Source organism: Nisaea sp. (assembly GCF_039990255.1).
Taxonomy (GTDB): domain Bacteria; phylum Pseudomonadota; class Alphaproteobacteria; order Thalassobaculales; family Thalassobaculaceae; genus Nisaea.
Genome location: NZ_JBDXGG010000016.1, coordinates 126905 through 146001 on the forward strand (window position 1 = coordinate 126905; position 19097 = coordinate 146001).

The 19097-nt window shown below is 56.0% G+C and carries 15 protein-coding genes and 1 riboswitch; of the genes, 5 read left to right on the forward strand and 10 right to left on the reverse strand.

From position 1 onward, the window contains the following. The first annotated feature begins 13 nt into the window (after nucleotides 1-13). Together ABJ076_RS09940 and ABJ076_RS09945 are read left to right on the forward strand one after the other, a co-directional pair. A complete protein-coding gene (locus tag ABJ076_RS09940; RefSeq protein ID WP_348193783.1) occupies nucleotides 14-2524 on the forward strand; it encodes a hypothetical protein in 2511 nt (836 codons plus the stop codon). A 44-nt stretch (nucleotides 2525-2568) separates the two neighbouring features. Beyond that, nucleotides 2569-3081 carry a hypothetical protein gene (locus ABJ076_RS09945; RefSeq protein ID WP_348193782.1) on the forward strand — a complete coding sequence of 171 codons (513 nt, stop codon included), beginning with the start codon at nucleotides 2569-2571 and terminating at the stop codon, nucleotides 3079-3081. Nucleotides 3082-3130: 49 nt separating this feature from the next. On the opposite strand, the gene ABJ076_RS09950 is transcribed toward ABJ076_RS09945, so the two are convergent. Genes ABJ076_RS09950 through ABJ076_RS09995 form a run of 10 tightly spaced genes read right to left on the reverse strand, consistent with a single transcriptional unit; the run spans nucleotide 3131 to nucleotide 15637 of the window. Next, nucleotides 3131-4180 (reverse strand): histone deacetylase family protein, encoded by a 1050-nt coding sequence (locus ABJ076_RS09950; protein WP_348193780.1) that lies wholly within the window; start codon nucleotides 4178-4180, stop codon nucleotides 3131-3133. Between the two features lie 27 nt (nucleotides 4181-4207). Next, a complete protein-coding gene (locus ABJ076_RS09955; protein WP_348193778.1) occupies nucleotides 4208-5740 on the reverse strand; it encodes an acyl-CoA carboxylase subunit beta in 1533 nt (510 codons plus the stop codon). A gap of 51 nt (nucleotides 5741-5791) precedes the next feature. Further along, complete coding sequence (locus ABJ076_RS09960) at nucleotides 5792-6487, reverse strand: ATP12 family protein (RefSeq protein WP_348193777.1); 696 nt, start codon at nucleotides 6485-6487, stop codon at nucleotides 5792-5794. A 4-nt stretch (nucleotides 6488-6491) separates the two neighbouring features. Continuing rightward, nucleotides 6492-9893: an AsmA family protein gene (locus tag ABJ076_RS09965; RefSeq protein WP_348193775.1), complete on the reverse strand. Its 3402-nt coding sequence runs from the start codon at nucleotides 9891-9893 to the stop codon at nucleotides 6492-6494. A 13-nt stretch (nucleotides 9894-9906) separates the two neighbouring features. Then, nucleotides 9907-10587, reverse strand: coding sequence for an HAD-IA family hydrolase (locus tag ABJ076_RS09970; protein ID WP_348193774.1), 681 nt, complete (start codon nucleotides 10585-10587; stop codon nucleotides 9907-9909). Next, complete coding sequence (locus tag ABJ076_RS09975; RefSeq protein WP_348193772.1) at nucleotides 10587-11585, reverse strand: RluA family pseudouridine synthase; 999 nt, start codon at nucleotides 11583-11585, stop codon at nucleotides 10587-10589. The genes ABJ076_RS09970 and ABJ076_RS09975 overlap by 1 nt, the downstream gene beginning before the upstream one ends. Beyond that, nucleotides 11582-11962, reverse strand: a complete 381-nt coding sequence (gene crcB / locus ABJ076_RS09980) for a fluoride efflux transporter CrcB (protein WP_348193771.1) — start codon at nucleotides 11960-11962, stop codon at nucleotides 11582-11584. The genes ABJ076_RS09975 and crcB overlap by 4 nt, the downstream gene beginning before the upstream one ends. A gap of 14 nt (nucleotides 11963-11976) precedes the next feature. Continuing rightward, nucleotides 11977-12858 (reverse strand): hypothetical protein, encoded by an 882-nt coding sequence (locus ABJ076_RS09985; protein WP_348193770.1) that lies wholly within the window; start codon nucleotides 12856-12858, stop codon nucleotides 11977-11979. Further along, nucleotides 12848-14158, reverse strand: coding sequence for a replication-associated recombination protein A (locus tag ABJ076_RS09990; protein WP_348193768.1), 1311 nt, complete (start codon nucleotides 14156-14158; stop codon nucleotides 12848-12850). The genes ABJ076_RS09985 and ABJ076_RS09990 overlap by 11 nt, the downstream gene beginning before the upstream one ends. Nucleotides 14159-14161: 3 nt before the next feature. Then, nucleotides 14162-15637 (reverse strand): Do family serine endopeptidase, encoded by a 1476-nt coding sequence (locus ABJ076_RS09995; RefSeq protein WP_348193766.1) that lies wholly within the window; start codon nucleotides 15635-15637, stop codon nucleotides 14162-14164. Nucleotides 15638-15757: 120 nt separating this feature from the next. Here ABJ076_RS09995 and ABJ076_RS10000 point away from each other — a divergent pair, with 120 nt between their 5' ends. The 3 genes from ABJ076_RS10000 to ABJ076_RS10010 all read left to right on the forward strand — a co-directional run bounded on the left by ABJ076_RS10000 (nucleotide 15758) and on the right by ABJ076_RS10010 (nucleotide 19073). Then, a complete protein-coding gene (locus ABJ076_RS10000; protein ID WP_348193765.1) occupies nucleotides 15758-16879 on the forward strand; it encodes a hypothetical protein in 1122 nt (373 codons plus the stop codon). 76 nt (nucleotides 16880-16955) lie between these two features. Then, nucleotides 16956-17174, forward strand: a riboswitch (cobalamin riboswitch). A gap of 110 nt (nucleotides 17175-17284) precedes the next feature. After that, a complete protein-coding gene (locus tag ABJ076_RS10005; protein ID WP_348193763.1) occupies nucleotides 17285-18121 on the forward strand; it encodes an ABC transporter ATP-binding protein in 837 nt (278 codons plus the stop codon). Between the two features lie 4 nt (nucleotides 18122-18125). Then, nucleotides 18126-19073 carry an ABC transporter substrate-binding protein gene (locus ABJ076_RS10010; protein WP_348193761.1) on the forward strand — a complete coding sequence of 316 codons (948 nt, stop codon included), beginning with the start codon at nucleotides 18126-18128 and terminating at the stop codon, nucleotides 19071-19073. The last annotated feature ends 24 nt before the right edge of the window (nucleotides 19074-19097 follow it).

Below are 19097 nucleotides of genomic sequence, written 5' to 3' on the forward strand. Positions count from 1 at the left end.
AAGATTGCCAAAAATGTCCGAAATGACAAAGACGCATTACGACATAATCGTTATTATCCCACTAGAAGAGGAACTAGTTTCTTTCTTAGAGGTTTTTCCGTCAATTAGAAATTTAAGCACTGAAATAGAATTTCGACATGAAGTAGATTCTAGAGAATCTGGACTTCGGATACTTGCAGTGCAGCAATTAGATATGGGCCGAACAAGCGCAATGACAGCAACAATTGGAGCCCTTACTGATTTTACAACTGATCTAATAGTAAATATTGGGATCGCCGGCGGAATAACAAATGATTATGTTCTTGGCGATATTTGCTACAGTGGAAACATAATTGACTTATATGATAACTCAAAAATATCTGATACTGATACTGGCGAACAAGTCACAGAATATTCCCCAAACAATTTTGAGACCCCACAATGCATAACATCCGCGCTTAATTTTTCTAGGGTTCAGCCAGATTTCTTGGCTAAATATAAAGAATGGCAATCTGAGAGAGAAGTTTTTGTAAAATCGTTAGTAAGTACGAAAATTACAAATAGAGATGGCGACGATATTGAAATTGGGAAACCCACTACGAAAAACGGTAAAATAACATGCGGCATCGTCAGCAAGAGCGACTTCTACAATAATAAAATCAAAGGAATTGATAGGCGCTCGCTCGCAATTGACACTGAATCTGGCGGAATATTTGAAATTGCAAAAAAATATAAAGTATCATGCCTAGCTATAAGAGGAATTTCTGACTACGCAGATAAATCAAAAAACAAACTGGAAAAAGCAACGGGTGGACAAATTCGTCGTATTGCGGCAACGAATGCCGCGTCGTTTTTCCGACTTCAGTTAATTAATCCATATTTTTTAAATGCCATTCATATCGTCCACACACAGAATCACCCAGAACACTCTCTTAATTCATATGAACAAAAAAATGACCCGCTCATCAATCTAATCGCGTCGTCGAGCCAAGAAATTAAGAACCACCTGGAAAGAACATGCCCCGAGTATAGGTTACATGAAAAAGGGTACAGCCTACCTGTACCGCGCGTCATTCCAATGAACTTAAAAACGAAGGAAGAAAAAAGCAGCTCTCCTATCGAATTAAAGAAAACATTACAAACAAACGATCGTGTAATTATTAAAATACCTCATACATTTCCAGAAAAAAGCTTACCCTGGATTATAGCTGATTCACTAATTTCGAGCGAAATTGACGAACGACAAACCGTTCCCATCATCATTAATGCAGACAACATTAGAGGAGCCTCTGATACCATTGAGAAACTCTCATCAAAAGAAGCTATTGAATTAGCGGAAAGTAAAAAAATAACTTTAGTCGTTGTTTTGTACGACTTTAATCCAAAAACAAAACACAGAGCCAATCTTGTTATCGATCAAATTAATAAATTTTCAAATATAAAATTTATTATAATATCAAGTGGGGAAGGCGATATTTATACTGAATCAAATTTTGAAGATTTAATCAATGCTAAACCATTCAAAATGTGTGGAATTTCCTTCAATGAAGTGACATTTTTTGTCGAAAAGCATTTCGATATGTCGATCAACGAGGCAGAAGTTGTAGCACTTCGACTTCGAGATACATTTAGAAAATATGCACTTGATGCTCATCCAACATATTTCGCGGGCATTTCTCGAGAAACACTTGCAACATTATTACAAGCAAACCGTCGTTCTGAACTTATCGAGCTCGCCGTTGCTGGATATCTATCTTTTGTTGTTGCTGGAGACAAAGAAAGCATACGATTAAGTCGCACGACTCGCGCTCGTTTTTTGACAAATCTGCTGATTAAAATGAAAGTAAACGGGGAGACGTTCACACACTCTGAGCTAGTAAAATTTGCAGAAGATTTCGCTGTGGAAAGTGACTTCAACATAAATCCACTTCAATTCATAAAATCATTTGAAGATTTCGGCATATTACACTTTAATGGAAATGGAGTACAGATATCACTTCCATTTATTGAATCATATTTATTAGCAAATGCCCTTAGTAAAGATAGCACTCTTTCTGCCAGATATATAAAATTTGATAATAGCTTCGTTGATTACGCGACACTTGATATATACTCAGAAATAGGACCTTCAACAGAGATAATAGAAAAACTGGTTACAGCAGTTGATGGATGTATTAGTAAGCTTACAACGAACACTCCGGATAACGATTACTTATTGAGTGACGAAGCAACCGCAGCAGGATTAAAACACCCCAAGCGTCTAGAGGCACTGCAAAACAACCTAGAGGCGGCCTCTAAGTCTGTCCTAAGTGGTGCTAGAAACGCCGAAGAAAAACAGAAAATACTTGATGCTCAAGATTTCGTACGCCGCTCCGTATCTCATTCATCTCACGAAAAACAAGATAATTATGATGATGACGGGTTCGAAGCAGAAGCCGCTGAATTTGTCGAATGTGTCACAATTTGGGGAATTTCAGTAGTTGTACTAGGTGCTGGGGCCGAACACCTAAAAGCACCGATTAAAAGAAAATTAGGAAAAAAATAATAGAACTTTCCGCACGCATAATAGATAAATGGACCTCATATTCTTTGAGAATAAATTTCGACCGTTTTAGGGAAGAATTTTCAGACGAGGCTTTTCTACAGAAACTCCCCGGAGATGAAAGCATTGAGCAAAAGAGAAAATTCACGCTAAATTTGGTTGACCTTATGGAGATCGAGTCAAAGTCCTATCCGTTTAAAAAAATCTTAGGCTATGTATGTGAGCAGGCTCGACAAAATGTCCTAGCCGAGAGCCTTAGAAAAATTGACGTCTCCGGCAAAGTCGAAAAAATTATTCACGGGTCTTGGCTTACTGATATTGAAGCAGATCAAGGAAAACACTTACTAAAAGATGCGATAAAAAATCTCCCACATGCAGCCCTTCTTCGAATGACTTTATGTTCTCTTTATCTACATCGTATCTATTGGTCGCATTGGAAAAAAGACCATAAAATAACATTACTTGAAGCAGCAAACGATGCGATTCGACCGCTCGGGCGAGAAATTAGTGCTTCAGAAATGAAAAAATTGATTAAAAGCGAACCTTCAGAAGATGATTAACTTCTATAATTCCACATGCAGAAAACGTTTAACTCTCTGATCCCATACTTCAACCGCGCACGCCTTCGAACCCATCCAGAAATGCCGCCAGATTATCCCCGAGCTGATCGGAGATATAACCGCCCTCCTGCACCAGCAGGCTCGGATACCCGGCCTCCGAGATCGTACGGCCCATGCGGCGGAAGCCTTCCGTGGTGATCTTGCAGAAAGCCAACGGGTCTGCCTCTGAAGCGTCGAGGCCGAGGGCGACGACCAGCACGTCCGGCTTGAAGGCGGCCACGCTTTCCAGCGCGTCGGCGAGAATTTCGATATAGGCATCGTCGCCGGTGCCCTGGGGCAGTGGGTAATTCACGTTGCACCCGGCCCCCTCGCCTTCGCCCGTCTCGTGGCCGAAGCCGGTGAAGAAAGGATAATAGGTTGCCGGATCGCCATGCAGGGAGACGGTCTGCACGTCGCCGCGCTCATAGAAGATGCCTTGCGTGCCGTTGCCGTGATGCACATCCACATCGAGGATCGCGACCTTTGCCGCTCCCTTGTCCCGCAAGCGCTGGGCCGCGATGGCGGAATTGTTCAGGAAGCAGAAGCCGCCGGCCTGGTCCGCATAGGCATGGTGCCCCGGAGGACGGCAAAGAGCGTAGAGATAGGCTCCCCTGTTCCCACCGTCGATATCCTGCACCAAAATGTCAGCAGCGGTTACCGCGACATCTGACGAGGCCAGAGCGCCTTTCCAGGTCCCCTCTCCGATCGGGCAAGCCGTGTCCGCCTGATAATGGCCTGACTGGGCGACGATATGCTGAGGCGGCTGCGCCATGTTGCGGCCGGAATGCACGTTCGGGATAATCTCGTCCGCATGGTCCGGCAGCGCGCACCAGCGCTCCCAGGCATTCTCCAGAAAGTCGAGATAACCCGCATCGTGAATCCGGGCCACCGGGCTGGCGCCGTGCGTGCTGGCCGGGGTCAGATCATGGCCGGCATCCGTCGCCGCCTTGAAGAGGATCTCCGCCCGTTCCGGACGCTCCGGACTCTGCACGATGGCGCCCCGCGTTATGAAGCGTTTCGGGGCATGCACCACATGCCCGTCTGTATAAATCACTCGCATCTTGTCTACTGCCGCCAGAAAGGAACGTTAGAGAGGGATGTTGTCGTGCTTCTTCCAGGGATTTTCGAGCTGCTTGTTCTTCAGCATCGAGAGCCCCCGGCAAATCCGCCGACGCGTGTTATGCGGCAGGATCACGTCGTCGATATATCCGCGCGCACCGGCAACGAAAGGATTGGCGAATTTTTGCCGGTATTCCTCAGTCCGCTCAGCGATTTTCTCCTCATCCCCGAGATCTGCCCGAAAGATGATCTCAACCGCGCCCTTTGGCCCCATTACGGCAATTTCCGCCGTCGGCCAGGCGAAGTTCAGGTCGCCCCGCAGATGCTTGGAGCTCATTACGTCATAGGCGCCGCCATAGGCCTTGCGGGTGATCACCGTGATCTTCGGCACCGTGGCTTCCGCATAGGCATAGAGCAACTTGGCACCATGCTTGATGATGCCGTTGTACTCCTGCGAGGTTCCCGGCAGGAAGCCAGGCACGTCGACGAAAGTGACGATCGGAATATTGAAGCAGTCACAGAATCGCACGAAACGCGCCGCCTTCTTCGAGCTTTCGATATCGAGGCACCCAGCCAGCACCATCGGCTGGTTGGCGACAATGCCCACCGTCGAGCCCATCATGCGCGCGAAACCAACGATGATATTGCCCGCATAATTCGGCTGGATCTCGAAGAAATCGCCCTCGTCGACGACCTTCTCGATCAGCTCTTTCATATCGTAAGGCTTGTTCGGGTTGGCCGGGATCAGTGTATCGAGGGAAATCTCCGGACGGTCCATCGTGTCGGCGGTTGGCCGTACCGGCGGTTTTTCACGATTGTTCAACGGCAGAAAATCAATGAAGCGGCGGAGCTGCAGCAGCGCCTCGACATCGTTTTCGAACGCCATGTCGGCGACGCCAGACTTGGTGGAATGCGTGATTGCGCCACCCAGTTCTTCCTGGGTGACCGTCTCATGCGTCACGGTCTTGACCACGTCCGGGCCGGTGACGAACATGTAGGAGCTGTCCTTCACCATAAAGATGAAGTCTGTCATGGCCGGAGAATAAACGGCGCCGCCGGCGCACGGGCCCATGATCATGGAAATCTGCGGTACCACGCCCGACGCCAGCACGTTGCGCTGGAAAACTTCGGCATAACCGCCGAGGGAAGCGACGCCTTCCTGGATGCGGGCGCCGCCACTGTCATTCAGCCCAATGACCGGCGCGCCGACCTTCATGGCCTGATCCATCAGCTTGCAGATCTTTTCCGCGTGGGCTTCCGAAAGAGAGCCGCCGAAAACGGTAAAGTCCTGGCTGAAGACGAAAATCATGCGGCCGTTAACGGTGCCGTATCCGGTCACTACGCCATCGCCCGGCACCTTGTTCTCGGCCATGCCGAAATCGGTGCAGCGATGCTCGACGAACATGTCCCATTCCTCGAACGAGCCTTCGTCGAGCAACAGTTCTATCCGTTCCCGCGCTGTCAACTTGCCTTTGGCATGCTGCGCCGCGACCCGCTTCTCTCCACCGCCCGCACGCGCGCCGTCGCGCATTTCACCGAGCCGCTGAATGATTTCCTGCATTCGTCTAATCTCCCTGAACCGCGCCACGATAGGCGCAGCCCGCGCGGCGCGTCAAACCCGGCAGAAAGTAATGAAACGGGCGGCGTTCGTCATGTCCGCCGCCATGCCTTTACGGCGGGCCAGCGCTTCACTGTCTTCGCCCCAGCGCTCAGCCTGGAACAACTCGTCAAGCAACGCGTATTCAATGCCTTTTTCGACCTCAATACGGCCTTCCAGAACCGCTAGCGCGATCACCAGAGAGCCGAATCCGGTTGTCAGCTGGTAGAGCCCGGACAGAACCAGATCATTGTGTTCAGCGATCCCAACACGCAGCGCGGCAAGCGATTCCTGGCTCTGGGTCAAGGGCATGATTCCGGCGGTGACGGCAAGTTCTGCGCCGAATCGCTCCCGGCACCAATCCAGCAGCGGCTGCCAGGATTTGGCCTGCCGGATCACCAGATCGTCCGGATCTTCTGCCCGGTAGCACAACAGATCTGAGCCACCGTAAGCGACGATCTGGTCGATCACGTCATCTCGCTGCGGCGTTACCCGGTCGATCCCGGTAGCAGACAGCGACATGAAGGGCATTGAGTCCGGGAGGATTTTCTCTCCCTGAGCATTCCATTCGGCGGCGATTTTCGCCGCCAGCTCTTCAACCGGCAACAGCAGCGGCGCTTTCGCCGGAGTGCGGACGGGACGATCATCGAGTAAAACCTGATAGCCGCCGTCCGCCTTCTCAACCGAAGCCGCCTCATAGAACCGTTTCACACACTCACTCCAAGACTTTCTTGATCCCGCCGAACAGACCGTCCACCGCTTTACCCGGCAACTTCAGAACATCCTTGCCGGTCTCGATGGCGCCGTCGGTCTTGCTGGAGTTCTTATTCGCTGCCTGCCCTATTTCGGCCGCTTCTTCAGGGCTTTTGCCTTCTGCCAGTGCGAGCGCCGCCGGGCAAGGATCTTCCGTCTCTCCGGCAGAAACCAGCGGCAAAACGAGCGCTAGCGGGTTGATGGCTGTCAAGGCAACGGCACCGGCGCCAATCACCGCCGTCTTCGCCGCCCCCGCTGCATCAGGAAGGATAGAGGGATCGGATAGCGGGCCCGAAATTCTGATCGGCGTTGCCAAGCTGACAAAGCTGAAATCCTTGGGCTTCGGATGCAGCAAAAAATCCACCTGCTCGTCCCTCAGGTCCACTGTGCCGGCACCGCCAACTGTTACCCGTGCACTGTCGACAAGAAACACCGTGGAGTTCGCCATGCCGTCAGCGATATCGAACCGGGTCGCCATGCAGTTCAGACGTGCTTCCTCTTCGGCTGTCTTGCCGATGGACGGTAACAGGCTGCTGACAAGATCAGCCGCGATCAACTCCCAATAAGTATTCGAGACCATACCGTCTTTCAGATAGAGCGCGGCATGGCCATTGACCGTGTCCATCGCCTCGCGAGGGGTGCGGCCGCTGGCGGTCAACTTGACCGACGAGCTGCCATATCCACTGAATACATCAGTCTGGAAATACTCTCGAAGAACGAGACCGAAATGAGCGTCGGTCCAGGTGCCGTCGATTGCGAAATCGGAAAGCGGGGCTTTACGACCATCAATCTTGGCCTTCAACTTAACCAAACCTTCGTTGAAGACTCCCTCGGAAGGAAGGACGGAGAGGACCCGGTCCTGCAAGGTCGCATTCAGATGCATGTCATCAACGGCGAGACCCGGCAGACGAAGTGCGGCAACCGTGAGTTTGATCGAGCCATCGGCACGGTCCAGCACGTCCACCGGAAAGGGCTTGTCTAGCGCCTCTTCCGACGGAGCATCCGCCTTCACCTTCTCTGCCGGCTTGTCCGTGGAAACCCCGTTCCCATCATCGAGATAAGGCTCTAGATCAAGAAGCGTACTAACCAGATCAATTGACGCATTCGGCCGATCGCCTTCCAGACCGAGCCTAACGGAACCGGTCAGATCCGAGCGCCCGATATGAGCATCGAGGCCTGTGAGCATGACGCTGGTGAACCGGTCACCCACCTGAACCAATGTCAGAGCGCCCTTGATCGCAACTGTCTCACCGACCGCTGTCCCACTAAAATCGAAGGGCAGAGCTTGACCTTGTTCAACCAGAGCCTTGATCGATGGAAACCGGCCCACAATGTCGAGGCCGCGTTCGCCGAGACGCCCGACGATGCGACCTTCGAACGGCTCTGCCATGGACACGGCTTTCAGGGAAAGCGTGTCGATTTCTACCCGCTCGTCATGACCGGAAGAGGCCGAAGTGTAACGGACATTATCTAGTTTGATGCCGAAAGTGCCATCGACCGAAGACAGCATGGAGGCAAGGGTCCGCCCCTCGCCGACCAGGTCAACGTCTATATCCGCCCGTCCGGATGCATCACCGTCAATACCGAAACGTTCCGCAGCAACTCCGACATCAATGTCATTCCAGGCCAGCCGGGAGGAAATCTTGGTCTGAGCGCCAAGTGCCTCGACCCGAGCCGAGGCAGAAAGTTTTGCCTTTGCCAGCATCATTTCCGGGACGGAGAGCGACAGCACCTCGTCCTGCAGGCTCAGCGCAATATCTAGATCCTTTACCTTGTCCTGTGCCGTTGTCACTTCGGCGGCCCGAATGTGGGCCTCACCGGAAATGCCCTTAAGAACAAGTCTCTTCAACGGCGTATCGAGACGGATACCGGCAACATTCTCGACCAGTTCCAAGACGGCTTCCGGGTCGGTGCCGCTAGCATCAAGCTGGATGTCGAGTTTCGAGACGGAGAAATCCCGCCCCGCGGCCGAGCCAGCCGGGGCGTTGTAACGTACCAGCGGCAACGCCGCCTTCGCATTAACGGTGGCGCCTGCCATCAGCTCGCCGATAGTCTTGCCTGCTGTCTTTACGGAAACGCTCAGATTACCTCCAGCCTCAAGCCCCGTCGTTTCGACGGCTATCCCGGCAAGTCTGTCGAAATCCGCGCCTTTAATGGAAAGGTCAGCTGCAACCAAAAGGGCGCGGCCGTCTTTCTCTACTTCCGCCTGCAATTTGATCGGCGAACCTGCATAGACTGCCCAGAACGGAGAGACCGACAGCTTGCCGTTCTTCATCGAGAGGGTCAGCGCGATGTCTGAGGCCTCGGTGGCGCTTGACTTGAGGGCCTTCACGTTCAGCGATAGATCCACATCGGCCTGCTCCAGCCAATCCGTGGAGATACGCACGTCTAGAATGTCACGGACATCGCCCGCCCGAGAATTGCTGCCTTTACTCTTCGAGGAACCGACGGCGCTCGTCAGCGCCTCAATCTGGCGCAAATCCATGAGCTGGGATTTGAGAGTACCGGAAAGACTGGGAACGCGGCCGGCTGTATCGAGTTTCAGATCGCCCGCTATATCGGAGGAAAACAACCGGGCCTCCAGCCCCTGAACGGCAACATTGGCGGGAACGCCATCCTCATAAGCGAAGAGTAATTTGCCCGCGACGCGGAACGGCTGCCCCAAGGCCTCGCCACTGATATCGAAGGGCTGCGGCGCGCTGGCATCGCCGAGCGCCACGGCGGGCGGCAACGTACCGGCGATGTCGATGCGCTTGCCGTTAATGGACATTTTAACGATCGCCTCGACCGGATTTTCGAAATCCGGCGCGTCCAGATCGATGGAGTCGATTTCGACGAGGTGTTGCTGCCCCTCAACCTCGTCGCTGTAAACCACATCGACGTTGATCAGGGTGACGCTTTCGATGATCGGGAAAATGCTGCTGTGGGACGGCCCGGATTCATCGCCCTTTTCCTCATCCGTCTTACCGGAATCAAACAGCCAGTTCGCTCGGCCGTCGGCTTCCCGGTGCAGGTTCAGCCTGGCATGTTCGATGAACAGATTCTCGACAACCAGAATGCCGTCGAACACCCGGTTGAGATCAAGTTTCAGCTCCAGTGCCCCGAGCGAGACCATGTCCTCATCGCCTGCCCAGATCGCGTTCTGGAAACGGACATCCTCGACCCGGACCCTCGGATTCCAGGACAGCTCATAGGTCAGCGGCCCAGCGATGGTCAGGGTGCGGCCTGTGGCTTTCTGGACCTGTTCAGCGATGATCTGCTTCACATCCTCCTCATCGAGGGAGGCCAGATAGACCGAAAGGCCAACCCCAAGGACAACGAGCAGTCCAAGGAGTGACAACAGGGAAATCTTCAGAATGCGCATAATGCCGCTCCTATCAGGATGCGAGAAGCCGCGCGACCTCCACATCCAGATCATCGAAATGATCGATCACCGCACCGGGACCGAAATTCTCAAGGTCCGCACGCTCGTGATAGCCCCAAGTTACCACGACCGATGCCACCGAGGCGTTCCGAGCTGTTTCCAGATCATACACCGTATCGCCGACCATGATTGTGGCAGATGCCTCAACTCCGGCTTCATTCATCGCCTGAATAATCATCCCGGGATGTGGCTTTCCCGGCGCTGTGTCAGATGTCTGGATACTGACGAAGCGATCAATCAGCCCATGCACTTCCAAAGCATGTCTTGCGCCCCGGCTTCCTTTTCCAGTCGCCAGCGCGATCAAATATCCCGCCGCGTCCAGCCGCTCCACCACTTCCCGCGCGCCGGGCATCAAGGGTTCGTGCCGCTCTCCGCGATCCTGGGTGGCACGGACATCTTCGCGATAATCCTGTGCCAGCTGCACGCAGCGCTCCGGTAAAAGGTCCGGCAACAGCGATGCGATAATGACTTCCAGCGGCAAACCGACCCCGGCCCGCACGGATGCCGGGTCAGGAGCGGCAAACCCGTTTCTCTCAAAAGACCGGGTCATTGAGGCGACAATAAGGTGCTGGCTGTCGATCAGCGTTCCGTCCATGTCGAAAACGACCAGCTTCAATGGATCGGATGACGGCATCAGACGTCCTCTCGCAACGCGTCCGCACCACCTTCCGGATCGAAGCCGAAGAAATCCCAAGCCTTCAGCATATGCTCCGGCAAGGGCGCTGTGACTTTCAAAAACTTGCCGTTCGGCCGCTTCACCTCGATCTCGCGGGCGTGCAGATGCAGTTTGCGGGACAGGCCTTCGGCCACCAGGAAGGCTTCCTGGCCGCCATACTTTCCGTCGCCAAGGATCGGCGCCCGCCGTTCCATCATGTGAACGCGGAGCTGGTGAGTCCGGCCCGTGATCGGGCTGAGCGCAACCCAGGCGACGCGTTTGCCGAGCTGCTCGACCACCTCGTAGTCCGTCTGGGCCTTTTGACCCGTTTCGTAATCAACCGCCATCTTCTCGCCAGCCTTGCCGGGCAACTTGGAGATGGGAATGTCGATCCGGGCCACCCTGGGCTTCACCTCGCCGAGCACCAGCGCCCAGTAGATCTTGCGCGTGGTCTTTTCCCGAAACGCCGCTGTCAGCCAGCGGGCCGCCGGGGTCGAGCGGGCGATCAGCAGAATGCCGGAAGTATCCTTATCGAGCCGGTGCACCAGCTTCGGCCGTTCGGAACGGCCAAAGCGGAAACCGTCCAGCATACCGTCGACATGTACCTTCTGACCGGTTCCGCCTTGGGTGGCGATGCCGGCCGGCTTGTCCAGCACGATCACATCGTCATCCATGAACAGGATCCGCTCGCGCATTTCCTCCAGAAGGGCCTCGTCGATCCGGGATTCCTTGCCGGGCCGGCTCTCGGCTGTCGGCGGACTGGTTTCCTTCTCGCCGAGCGGCGGCAGGCGCAGATACTGGCCTGCTTCAAGGCGCTGGTTCGCCTTCACCCGCTTGCCGTCGACCCGGACCTGACCGGTCCGCAGCAGCTTTTCCAACCGGCCATGGCCGAGGCCCGGATAATGTTTCTTGAACCAGCGGTCGACGCGGATATCCGCATCGTCGCTCTTTACCTGAATTGTCTGAACGCCGCTCATGCGAAGAGTCCTCTCATCACGGCGAGACCGCCGAACATAGCAAGAATGGCACCGGCTACCGACAGTGCGACATAGAAGCCCGCGAGCATCAGATTGCCGCGTTCCGTCAGAGTCGCAAAATCAAGCGCAAATGTGGAGAAAGTGGTGAAAGCGCCGCAAAAACCAACCATCAGAAAGGCACGCGCTTCCAGCGGTAAACTGAACCTGAAGGCCAACCCGCCAGCCAGCAGGCCGAGCAGGAAAGAGCCCACAATATTCACCGCGATTGTGCCGTAAGGAAACCCGGTGCCAAACAGATGCATGGCAACGGAACCGACTTTATGGCGGGCGAGCGCGCCGAGCGCGCCACCGCACGCAATGGCAAGGAGCAGTTTCATCAGCGCTTGCTAGCCTAAGCCGCGCCGAATATCCAGCCCTCCTTGGAGGCACCAGCCCTGCGTGCCTGTTTCCAGAGCGCGGCTTCGGCCTGCAACTCCCGTAATGCAGCCGCCGATATCAGGGCGTCAGCCTCATCTTCTGCGCGGATTTCAGGAATCTCGCCAAGGGTGACACCGAAGTGACGACAGACAGAACCAAGATTCCCTTGATCCCCCCAGGCCCGGGGATCTCCACCGGCTAGCTTGTAGTAAAACCTGGGAAAGATCTCGACGACAGTGAGTGCCCCGCCCGGCTCCGGATCGAACGGCCAGATCCGGATATCCTGATCCAGCCCGCGCAGCCTGTGCAGCAAACGCATACCGGCAAGCGAGCCAGTGCCGACATTGGCCGCGCCGATGCATTTGAAGACCGGGTGCGGCGTGGTCACGGAAGCGGCCGCCTGTTCCACCAACCTCTGCCGGTATCGGTACTTCTCCCCGCGCCAGCCCGGCGCCATGAAATAATCCCTGTAGGGCAAGTCCGCGCGCTTGTAGAGGGCGGCGCCGTATAAATCGGGATCATCCTGAGCCGTCTGCTCAACAAGCGCCCAGACAGCCTCCGGAGAGGATGGAGCGTCCGGCAGGCCCGGGAAATAGGCTGCTTCGTCCTCGAAGGCGTAGCAAAAGGCAAAGTCAAAGCCTGCCAGCACACGGCAGCCTTCATCGACTTTGGCGACCAGAAAAGACAGCACGTCCGGCCGAGACCAAATGCCATGCTCTCGATAGGGATTGGCGATCAGAAGGGGCAGCGCCCCACCCGGCCGGGTGGCAGCAACCTGAATGCCTCTAGTGCGCGCGCCCTTTGCCCCGGACCAGTCGATGCCGAGGAAAAGATCGAAGCCGGGATCAGCTGTCACCGTCCGGACCGCCTGTCGCGCGCTGCCGGCGCAGCTTGTCCCAATAAGCGAGACGCTTCTGGATATCCCGCTCGAAACCACGCTCGACCGGCTGATAGAATTGCTCCCGGCGCATGTCTTCGGGGAAATAATCGGCTCCGCTGAAGCCGTCCGGCGCGTCGTGATCGTAGGCATAGCCCTTGCCGTAACCGAGATCCTTCATCAGGTTCGTCGGCGCATTCAGGATATGCGCGGGCGGGGCCAGCGAGCCGGTCGTCTTGGCGGCACGCGCAGCCGCCTTACTGGCCTTGTAGGCGGCGTTCGATTTCGGCGCTGTGGCGAGATAGATGACGCATTGCGCCAACATCAGATCGCCCTCGGGAGAGCCAATGCGCTCATAAGCATCCCAGCAAGCCAAAGCCTGCGGAAGTGCGGCCGGATCGGCCAAGCCGATATCCTCCGCCGCGAACCGGGTCAGGCGGCGCATGATGTAGCCGGCATCCTCCCCGCCGACCAACATCCGCGAAAGCCAATAGAGTGCGGCATCCGCGTCCGAGCCCCGCAGGGACTTATGCAAGGCACTGATCAGATTGTAATGCTCTTCCCGGTTCTTGTCGTAGACCGGCGCCCGATGCTGCACCGTCTTGGCCAGTCCGGCACCGTCCAGCAACGGCTCCGATGGCAGCAGGAAAATCTCCTCGGTCAGATTGAGCAGATAGCGCCCATCCCCGTCCGCCATCGCTTTCAGCGCTTCGCGGCCGTCCGGCGTCAATGGCAGGGCACGGCCCTCGATTTCCTCCGCGCGGGTCAGCAACAGATCCAGCGCTGTATCGTCCAGCCGCCGCAGCACCAGCACCTGACACCGGGAGAGCAACGCCGCGTTCAGCTCGAATGACGGGTTCTCCGTCGTCGCGCCGACCAGCACGACCGTGCCGTCCTCCACATAGGGCAGAAAGCCGTCCTGCTGGGCCCGGTTGAAACGGTGGATCTCGTCGATGAACAGCAGCGTGCCGCACCCCATCTGCCGCCGTTCCTTGGCCTTCTCGAAGACCTTGCGCAGGTCGGCAACACCTGAGAACACCGCAGACAGCGGCTCGAACTCCATGTCCGTGCCGTCCGCCAGCAGTCGGGCGATAGTGGTCTTGCCGCAGCCCGGCGGTCCCCAGAGCAGGATCGAAGCAACCCGCTGACGCGCCAGCATCCGGCCTAGCGGCGCTTCCGGTCCGAGCAGATGATCCTGCCCGACCACTTCGGAGAGGGTTTTCGGGCGCAGACGGTCTGCCAGCGGCCTCGGTGCGTCGGCTTCAAACAGACTTGCCACCGTTCAGCCCTTGATTTCCGTGGTCAGTACCTGGCCTTCGCGGCGGATTGAAATGCGCCAGGCATTCTTCGCTGACATCAGCGCAGGCTCGAGCTTTGAGACCATATCGATCGTGTCATCATTGATCTTCAGCACAACATCGCCCGGCCTGAGTCCCACACGGGCAGCAGGGGATCGCCGCGCAACCTTGAGCACTACGACTCCCCGCGACATATCGTCGAGCCCGTGCTCAAGGGCGAAAGCCGGCGACAGGTTTGCAACCTGGGCTCCCAACATCGGGTGCTGGCCGCGCATATCCGTCAGATCAGGTTCCGGCTGGGTAAGAGGGGCTCGCATAGGGACATCTATCGTTTGATGCGTTCCTCCCCGCAGAATCTCGATCTGCGCCTCACTACCGAGCGGACGCGTAGCCACACGGTATCGCAGAGCCTGCTCGTCCACGATCTCCCTGTCGCTGACCTTCAGGATAACATCGCCAATCCGTATCCCTGCATTGGCTGCCGGCCCATCAGGATAGACATCCGTCACAGCAACACCGACCGGCCGAGGCAAGCCGAACTGCTCCGCCAAATCAGGTGTCATGGTCTGACCGGACACACCGATCCAGGGCCGCACCACATTGCCCTTCTCCACTCCATCAAGAATGGTGCTGACCATATTTGACGGTACGGCAAAGCCGATTCCGACTGACCCGCCGCTGCCTTTCTGGTTGCTGTAGATCGCTGTATTCACGCCCACCAGTCGACCATCCATGGAAATCAGCGCACCGCCCGAATTCCCCGGGTTGATGGCCGCGTCGGTCTGGATAAAAAAACTGTAATCGGTGATGCCGAGGGCGGTTCGGGCGAGAGCAGAGACAATCCCGCTGGTCACCGTCTGGCCGACCCCGAACGGATTGCCGATGGCCAGAACGAGATCGCCAACCTCCAGCTCGTCGCTGTCGCGGATCGCAAGATATGGAAGGTTCTCTCCTTCCGTTTCGATTTTCAGTACGGCAAGGTCGGTGCGCTCCTCCTCGAGCAGGATCTTCGCATCGAACTCACGTCGGTCTGACAATACAACGGTGATCTCATCCGCGCCCTTGATGACGTGATAATTGGTCACGACCAACCCGTCCTCACGCATGATGACCCCGGAGCCGAGAGACTGAGCCGTACGCTTGCGCGCTTCCCCCGGAAACACATCACCGAAGAACCGGCGGAAGAAGGGATCGTCGAACAATGGCGATGCCCGGCGCTCGGTGACTTCTGCCCGGGCATAAATATTCACCACGGCAGGACCGACTTTCCGCACCAGAGGAGCGAAGGAATACTGGATCTCTGCCCGCGACCCAGGCACCTCTTTCACGGCTTGCGCTGTCGCCGACCCCGCCACAGCAAACACCAGCAGAAACCCGCCAAGACACCCCATCACCACCATATGGCGAATCGTGTCAGCGACTGGCAGAGAGAAAAACCGAGAAGAATCAGGGCGCCGCATCGGTTGCTTTTCCGTTTGTTGTCACAAAATTAAGTCGAAGGTAGGCTATCCTATATGGGTTGGCGGTGCATGGGGCAAAAGGGACGCACCAACAACACCGGACCGGAAATGGAGGGGTCAATGCCAGGCGCCCAGAACACCGGGAAAGCCACGATTTCCAGAGCCGGGGAGTTGGCCGATACGATCAGCTCACTCGGCGACAGCGACGGCGAGATCAAACGTGCCCGCGCCTGCTACGATTCCCTCTACACGCTCGCCAGCACCCATGCCAACTCCGCAGACATACGAGATCGCTTGATATGCGGTGCCCTCAGGCTCGCTGCCTGCCATGCCCGGCGCAGCGAGCTGAATGCGATCCATGACGTGCGCACCCATCTGGAGCGCTATGCTCTGGGCCATCCGGAGGATCCCGGCATGCGGCGAGGCTATTGCGAATTATCGGTTACTCTTTGCCTGGAATATTCCCGTCAGGGAAAGAGTGCCGAGGCTGACGCCACCTTCGAGGAAATCCAGGCCATAGCCACCCGTCACCCGACGGACCGCCTGTTGCGCTCCACCCTAGCCAAAGCCATTGCGAACAGGATCGCCACCCATTGCGACGCGGGCCGAACCCGCGAGGCCCATCATCTGCACCGTTCGCTCTGCGCCTTGGCCGAGGTATCGAACAGCCAGCCGGATACGATGCAGCATAGAGCGAATGGCAGCTTCAATCTGGCGACACATCTGGCCCAGACCGGTGCATCCCAAAAGGCCATCGACCTCTATTTCAGTCTGGCGATCTTCGTGGATAGCAGAAGCCAGACTGCAGGCCTTCTTGATGCGCTGGCCGATGCGGGTTTCGGTCTCATTACCGTGTTCGGCGACAAGGGCAAGTTGGCCGAAGCCGAAACCATCTATGTCGATTTAAACCGGCGCGCAGCAATTGACGAAGAGATGCGCGAGAAGGCCATGCTTGCAGCCTTTAACCTGATGACCGACTTCTGCCGCGACGGTGCTATCGGAAAAGCTCGTCACATTTATGACGACATTCTTGCCCTTTCAGCCGCGCGTCCGGAAAGCAGGACAGCAGCGTTGCTCCATGCCAAGGCTTGCACCAATCTTCTACTGACAGCCGAGGCCTTGGAAGACGCGGCACATGCGGACTTGCTAAGTCAGGAACTCGACCAACTCGTCGCCGCCTGGCCTGATGACGAGCAAATCTGGAGTATTGCCGCAAGTTTGATGCCGCTTGGTTCCGATTGATATCATGCGCTGCTCAAAGCGGTTTCGGGTCCCGAAATTCGCGGAGATCGCTCAGCTTGACCACGGGCTTTTTGAATGTATTGTCGAAACTGATGGTTTTCCTTAGGCGAGCGCCAAAGGAAATGAAAAGAGAACATGGTGCGGTGTACCCATTAGGGGCCAAATCCATGGCTGCCCCCGCAACTGTAGGCGGATAGCGGACGTCGACGACACCACTGACTGGAAACAGTCGGGAAGGTAGACGAACTGCTGATATCCGTGAGCCAGGAGACCTGCCATCGCAAGAACTTGCAACCGGACGGGGTGCTTCGGGCGACGCAATGAAAGACATCACAGTTTTTCATTACGAAAGCGGTGGCGGAAATACGCCACGCTGTCCCAGCGCCTCGGCAGTGGAGATGGGACATGGACGTGCGTCTGCCGGACGAGTTGGCCGCAACTCCAGAGAAGCTTATCGTTGAAGCCAATGGCCTCAGCTATTCCGGTGACAACGGACAGGCAATTCTGAGTGGGGTATCGCTGACGATTCGCTCCGGCGAGACGGTTGCCATAGCAGGACCCAATGGTGCCGGAAAATCCACACTTGCCCGAATCCTCGCAGGCATTGAGCAGCCGTCTTCCGGTGAAATTCGCCTCGGTGCAGTCCCGATCTCCGGAATTTCCTCTTCAGAACGCTCGCGACGGATCGCATATGTCGGGCAACTCTCCGAGCCGGACAGGCGGCTCAGTGTCCGAGACTATGTCGGTCTCGGACGCATTCCACATGCAGGGCTCTCCAGTGCGGCTAAAGACATCGCCGTGGTCGCGGAGGTTTTAGAGCGCACCGGGCTCCAACGGCTCGCGGATGGGCCGTTGAAGTGGCTCTCGGGGGGCGAGCTTCAGAGAGCTTCGATAGCGCGCGCTCTCGCGCAGGAAGCGGAGCTTCTAATCCTCGACGAGCCGACCAATCATCTCGATGCACGGGCGAAAGGCGAAGTACTCTCTCTTGTCGCTTCTCTTGGAGTTGCCTGCCTCTGCGTGCTCCACGAATTGACCCTCATTCCACAATTCGCCGATCGGACGCTTCTTCTCAAAGAAGGTCGATCCGCTGCCTTCGGACCGACAGCGGTCGCTCTAAGCAAAGAGATCGTTAGCGATGTCTTCGGAGTCGACTTGTTGATCCTTCAGCATCCGACCGAAAACCGAGACCTGTCGGTACTCGACATTCCATTCCCAAAATTCTTACCCACGACGGGAACTTAAAATCATGAAGCGATTTATCATCGCGGTATCCGCTCTTCTTTTTGCGACTCCCGCCGCCGCGTTTCCGGTTACCGTCGAGAGTTGCGGCGTCCCCGTGACATTTGAGCGCCCCCCCGAACGCTTGGTCGTTCATGACATCAATATGGTCGAGATGGCCTTATCCCTTGGACTTCAAGACCGGATGATTGGCGTTACTGGAATCACGGGCTGGTACAAGACCAGCAAAGCTTTCAATGCAAAGCTGGGGGACATCCCAGAACTCGCGCCGAAGTACCCAAGCCTCGAGGTCCTGGTCTCGGCAGCACCGGACCTTTTCTTCGCCGGATGGTATTATGGAATGAAGCCAGGCGGCGAAGTGACCCCGGAGAGCCTCACAGCGCATGGCGTAAAAACGCTCGTACTATCAGAGAGCTGTTCACATCTACATAAGAACAGCAAACCGGCATCCATGGACTTGCTCTTCGACGACGTCCTGCGTCTCGGCAAGGTTTTTGCCAGGGAGACGGCCGCTGAGACACTTGTTGATGGCTGGACGAAAGAACTCGACACAATCCGGCAAATGGTCGGAAACCGCGCGGGCACCAGGGTGTTTCTCTACGATTCTGGTCAGGAAAAACCCTTCACTGCCGGACGCAAGGCAATTGCCAACGCAATGATCGAAGCCGCAGGCGGTATCAATGTTATGAATGACATGGATGTAAGCTGGGGCCGAACATCCTGGGAAACCGTCGCTCTACGCGATCCCGAATTCCTCATTCTGCTTGATTACAGCAACGGCGGCGGCGCCACGGATCTTCTCGAATTCCTCAGGACCCACCCCGCCATGAAGGAGACCCAAGCGGTCCGGAACGAACGCTTCGTCCCGCTGCGCTACGAAGAGCTGACACCCGGGCCCGCCAACATTGCCGCCATCGCCAAAATCACCAAAGCGATGTTCCCGGGCGACTCGTAAGTTAACGCCACTCGAAATTAATAC

Coding starts and splice junctions, on each gene's coding strand:
- ABJ076_RS09940 (WP_348193783.1), top strand. CDS start 14: ATGTCCGAAATGACAAAGACGCATTACGACATAATCGTTATTATCCCA.
- ABJ076_RS09950 (WP_348193780.1), bottom strand. CDS start 4,180: ATGCGAGTGATTTATACAGACGGGCATGTGGTGCATGCCCCGAAACGC.
- ABJ076_RS09955 (WP_348193778.1), bottom strand. CDS start 5,740: ATGCAGGAAATCATTCAGCGGCTCGGTGAAATGCGCGACGGCGCGCGT.
- ABJ076_RS09965 (WP_348193775.1), bottom strand. CDS start 9,893: ATGCGCATTCTGAAGATTTCCCTGTTGTCACTCCTTGGACTGCTCGTT.
- ABJ076_RS09970 (WP_348193774.1), bottom strand. CDS start 10,587: ATGCCGTCATCCGATCCATTGAAGCTGGTCGTTTTCGACATGGACGGA.
- ABJ076_RS09975 (WP_348193772.1), bottom strand. CDS start 11,585: ATGAGCGGCGTTCAGACAATTCAGGTAAAGAGCGACGATGCGGATATC.
- crcB (WP_348193771.1), bottom strand. CDS start 11,962: ATGAAACTGCTCCTTGCCATTGCGTGCGGTGGCGCGCTCGGCGCGCTC.
- ABJ076_RS09995 (WP_348193766.1), bottom strand. CDS start 15,637: ATGCGGCGCCCTGATTCTTCTCGGTTTTTCTCTCTGCCAGTCGCTGAC.
- ABJ076_RS10000 (WP_348193765.1), top strand. CDS start 15,758: ATGCCAGGCGCCCAGAACACCGGGAAAGCCACGATTTCCAGAGCCGGG.
- ABJ076_RS10005 (WP_348193763.1), top strand. CDS start 17,285: ATGGACGTGCGTCTGCCGGACGAGTTGGCCGCAACTCCAGAGAAGCTT.
- ABJ076_RS10010 (WP_348193761.1), top strand. CDS start 18,126: ATGAAGCGATTTATCATCGCGGTATCCGCTCTTCTTTTTGCGACTCCC.